The following is a 4,313-nucleotide window of genomic DNA, read 5'->3' on the forward strand; positions in this document are numbered from 1 at the left end:
ACGCCCTCCTCGCGCGCCTCCTCGATCTCGTGCCTCCAGGCGGGCATCTCCGCCGCCGTGCGCCGGTAGAGGATCGTGACCTCGGCCGCGCCCAGACGCAGCGCCTCGCGCGCCACGTCGACCGCCGTGTTGCCGCCGCCGATCACCGCCACCCGCTGGCCCACGCTGGGCGGCCGGCCCAGCTTGATCGCCTCGATGAAGGCGAGCGATTGCCACACACCGGCCAGCCCGTCGCCGGGGTAGCCCTGGTCCACATCCGCGCCCAGGCCGATCCCCAGGAACACGGCATCGGCGGCCGCCGCGACCGCCTCGAGCTTCTCCCGCGAGTCCATGGCCTGACCCATGCGGAAGCTCACGCCCAGGCGGGCAATACGCGCCAGCTCGGCTGGCAGCGGCTCGCGCACCTGGCGGTAGGGGGCGATGGCATAACGGATCAGCCCACCGCCCTCCTCGCGCGCCTCGTAGACCGTGACGTCGTAGCCCAGCGCGCCCAACTCGCCGGCGCACACCAGCCCGGCCGGCCCCGCGCCGATGACGGCGACTCTGCTGCCGTTCGGGGCTGCGCGCGACCGCAGCAACAGCCCCTGCGCTTCCGCCGCCTCGGCCGCATAGCGCTGCAGCCGCCCGATCTCGACCGGCCGCTGGCCCTCGTGGTCCAGCACGCACGAGCCCTCACACAACATCTCGACCGGGCAGACGCGCGCGCAGCTCCCGCCCAGCAGGTTCTCGGCAAAAATGACCCGGGCAGCGGCGGCGGCCTCGCCGCGCGCAATCGCGCCAATGAAGGCGGGCACATCGATCTCCGCCGGGCACGCCGCCGCGCACGGCGCCCTGGCATAAGGGCCGCCGCACTCGAGGCAGCGCTCCGCCTCGAGGACCGCCACTCCCGGAGGCAGTGGCGGCCTCAGCTCGTCCATGATTCCGGCCCGCCGGACGGGCCGGTGCGGCCAGGTTGCCGTGCGTGGTCCCGCAATGGTCAGCATGGCTCGAAGCGATCTGCGTGTCTGCAGGCTGGGGTTCAAGTCTCGATCCACCGCGCCCAGCACGATATCGTGTTGTGGCGCAATGGGTTGTGTCCAAGGGATCTCAGGAAGCGTGAGACAAGGTGCGTCAGACCGGGCTATGGCGCGGGACAAATAGCCTCGCGGACTTCCTGACCTTCGGGATGAGGTTGTCGCGGCGGCGCGGCGGCCTAAGCACTCCAGCTACAGCGTGTGCTACCTCGCGTTCGAGAGCCACATTGCCTTCGCCGAGACGATGCTCCGCGACCTGAGCCTGGACACCGTTAATGAGGACGACCTGAACGTCCGATCGCTGGCCCTCGTCGAGGTGCGCGCGGCGCTCCGGCTGGTCGAGATGAACAGCGAGCACTTACGGCCGCTCGGCGCCGATGCGTCGGTAGTTCAGGGCCGCTACGGCGTTACATGGGAGTGGTCCGCCGCGCTGCATGCGCATCGCGAAAGGCCAGACGGCATCCGGTATCGTGCCCGTCATGACGATCCCGGTTTTTCTGTGGCCCTGTTCGAGCGCGCAAGGCGCAAGATGCGCCGCACCGATTCGACCCCACTCAGCGATCCTTCTCTTGCCGCCGAAATTGCCCGGTGGCTTGACAGGTACAACGTCGGCTTGACGACCTGAGCTCTTCGGCCGATCTGCGCCAGCTCGATTGGGACACCACCCTGATGTCTATCGTTGCCTGGCTCACGGTCATCACCGGTGCCTGTGTCGTCTATCCCATCCCCGCGCCGGCCCGCGGGCCCGCGTGCGCCGCGTGCGCTCCGCATCGACTCCGCGGACCGCTTCGCATATATTGCCGGCCGCTCTCTTCGCGACTTGGGAGTACCAGCAGGAGCTCGCCGTCCCGGGAGGGCACAGCTACCAGGGAGTCGACGTCCGACTCCAGCAGGTTCTGGCGTGGGAATCGACTGGCTGGTACGGCTCACGGCGCCGCGACGCCGCAGGTCGTGCCCAAGGTGTAGTGTTTCCGTCGCCCTAACACGAGGAGGTGGCAATGGTTCCGGTGACGTCGCTGTGGCTCCCGATCCTGCTGTCGGCCGTGATCGTGTTCCTGGCAAGCTGGGTGATCCACATGTTCCTCCGCTACCACCAGACGGACTTCAGCAAGCTTGCCGCAGAAGACGAGGTCATGGCCGCACTGGGGAAGTTCGGCATTGCCCCGGGGAATTACATGATGCCGTACGGCGGGGGCCCGGAGGCCAGGAAGTCCCCAGAGTTCATGGAGAAGGTGAAGCGAGGGCCCGTGGCCATGCTGACCGTGTGGCCGAGCGGGCCGCCGGCCATGGGGAAGAACCTGGCGCAGTGGTTCGTCTACTGCGTCCTGGTCGGCATCTTCGCGGCGTACATCGCTGGCCGGGCGCTTGGTCCAGGCTCCGCGGGCGTCGAGTACCCCGACGTCTTCCGCTTTGCCGGCACCACCGCGTTCGTCGGCTACGCGGTCGCGTTGTGGCAGGACGCCATCTGGTTCAGGCGCGGCTGGGGCACGACCATCAAGAACACCATCGACGGGCTGGTGTACGCGCTGCTCACGGCGGGGGTCTTCGGCTGGCTGTGGCCTGCCTAGGAAGCGTTAGGTGAGGTGGCGGAAATACCGCCAAGTGCCTATCGACGCACTGTAGGAGGAATATCATAGCGGTCGAACGCCGAGGCGAGACGAGCCATCGAGCCCGCTGCGCATCCTCGGGGAAGCGACGACAGGTGTAACCTGCGCTGCGTTGGTGCGTCCGCCGAGGAGGAGGTAACCGGTGGCCAGGCTCAGGTTCAGCATCACAATGTCGCTCAGGCCGCTGCAGCCGACGAACGGCGCGCCAGCGGCACGCCCCTCGGCCGAACCCGGGAGCGCCGTTCGCGGCTGAGCGCCATGGCGTTAGGTTAGGCGAAAGACCTGGTTCAGAAGGTCACCACGGTCAGGGCTGGATAGCTGGCAAGCATGGAGGGCGGGGGAGATGGCCTCCAGGTATGACATCGTGATCGTGGGGGCCAGCATCGCCGGCTCGTCCAGTGCGATCGCTCTTGCATCGGAGGGCTATCGCGTCTTGCTCCTGGACCAGGCGCTGTTCCCCCGCGACAAGCCCTGCGGCGAAGGCATCATGCCACAGGGCGTGCAGATTCTGGCGGAGCTTGCACTCCTACAGGAGATCCTCGCCCATGGCGGCGCGAAGGTTCGGGGAATGCGGTATTGCAACCGCCAAGGCGTCGTGGCGCAGGCGGACTTCCCTCCCAGCGCGAGCAGAATCTCCTTCGGCGTCGTCATGCGGCGCTACCACCTGGACAAGCTGCTCCTGGAGAGGGCCGCGTCCTTCCCGCACGTCACGGTTCGCCAGGGATTCAGGGTGACGGACGCTATACAAGAGGACGGGGTCGTCAAAGGGGTCCGCGGGCATGCAACCGACTCCCCGGACCGACCCGAGGTGTTCCATGCTCCCCTGACCATCGGGGCCGATGGGCGCCATTCCGTCTTCCATGCCGCTTGTGGGCTCACCAAGACCTTTCTTCGGCGCAAGCGCTTCGGCGTGACGGGTCACCTTCATTCGGTCGAAGGCGCGGGTTCCTATGTGGAGGTTTTGCCTTGTCCTGGCGGCGAGATCTATGTCGCCCCCGGCGCGGACGGGATAACCCTCGTCGCCATCTTGCTCGAAGCAAGAGCCATGCAGTTCCTCAAGGGCGATCTCGCTGATCGATACACTGGCTTCCTGCGGTATGTTAGGGGTTTCGGGGAGCGCATCACGAAGAGCGAGTTGGTCCCCCCTGTGGCCGCTGTCGGGCCGCTGGGCTTTACGATCGAGCCATGCTACCGGCCGGGCCTTCTTCTCATCGGTGACAGCGCTGGGTTCTTGGACCCCATCTCAGGAGAGGGAATGACGCTTGCGTTGAAGAGTGTGAAGGCCGTCGTGCCTCTGATCAAAGACGCCTTCGGCGTCGGCAGTTTTGGCCCGGAGCTCGGACAGCGATATGCGCGGAACCGCTTCCAGGTCGTAGAGGACGTCTTCCGCTTCACCCAGTTGCTGTTGAATCTTTCCCAGTACAGATTCACCGCTGACCGCGCCATTCGGCGGCTCGGCCGTGATCAGCGGCTGTTTCAGAAGCTTCTGGGTGTCGTCACCGGGAGCCACAGGTACCGGGACATTTCATGGGGTGAGAAAGTTGCCCTCCTCCTGGGATGAGCATCAACGACCAGTACTGGGTTTGCTTGCGATGGGAGGACGGCTATGCCGACGACGTCGAAGTCACGGACTACCACTAGCTAGCTAGGGGGCCGTCGGGAAGGGCCCTGGTCCGGCGGCGCCGGCCCACGC

4 protein-coding genes are annotated in these 4,313 nt (G+C 66.6%); 3 read left to right on the forward strand and 1 reads right to left on the reverse strand.

Annotated features, from left to right (window positions below; genetic code table 11):
• On the reverse strand, positions 1 to 983 hold a 983-nt coding region (locus HY703_08030), incomplete at its 3' end, for an FAD-dependent oxidoreductase (GenBank protein ID MBI4545126.1).
• A gap of 229 nt (positions 984 to 1,212) precedes the next feature.
• Here HY703_08030 and HY703_08035 point away from each other — a divergent pair.
• From HY703_08035 to HY703_08045, 3 genes are all read left to right on the forward strand, one after another.
• The gene (locus HY703_08035) at positions 1,213 to 1,638 is read left to right on the forward strand and encodes an RES family NAD+ phosphorylase (protein ID MBI4545127.1); all 426 of its coding nucleotides are present in this window, start codon (positions 1,213 to 1,215) and stop codon (positions 1,636 to 1,638) included.
• A gap of 373 nt (positions 1,639 to 2,011) precedes the next feature.
• Positions 2,012 to 2,581, forward strand: coding sequence for a hypothetical protein (locus HY703_08040; GenBank protein ID MBI4545128.1), 570 nt, complete (start codon positions 2,012 to 2,014; stop codon positions 2,579 to 2,581).
• A 382-nt stretch (positions 2,582 to 2,963) separates the two neighbouring features.
• The gene (locus HY703_08045; protein MBI4545129.1) at positions 2,964 to 4,181 is read left to right on the forward strand and encodes an FAD-dependent monooxygenase; all 1,218 of its coding nucleotides are present in this window, start codon (positions 2,964 to 2,966) and stop codon (positions 4,179 to 4,181) included.
• The last annotated feature ends 132 nt before the right edge of the window (positions 4,182 to 4,313 follow it).

The organism is Gemmatimonadota bacterium, from assembly GCA_016209965.1.
Taxonomy (GTDB): domain Bacteria; phylum Gemmatimonadota; class Gemmatimonadetes; order Longimicrobiales; family RSA9; genus JACQVE01.

Bases quoted from the DNA above. Each gene is read 5' to 3' on its own strand.
- HY703_08040 (MBI4545128.1), top strand. From the start codon at position 2,012: ATGGTTCCGGTGACGTCGCTGTGGCTCCCGATCCTGCTGTCGGCCGTG.
- HY703_08045 (MBI4545129.1), top strand. From the start codon at position 2,964: ATGGCCTCCAGGTATGACATCGTGATCGTGGGGGCCAGCATCGCCGGC.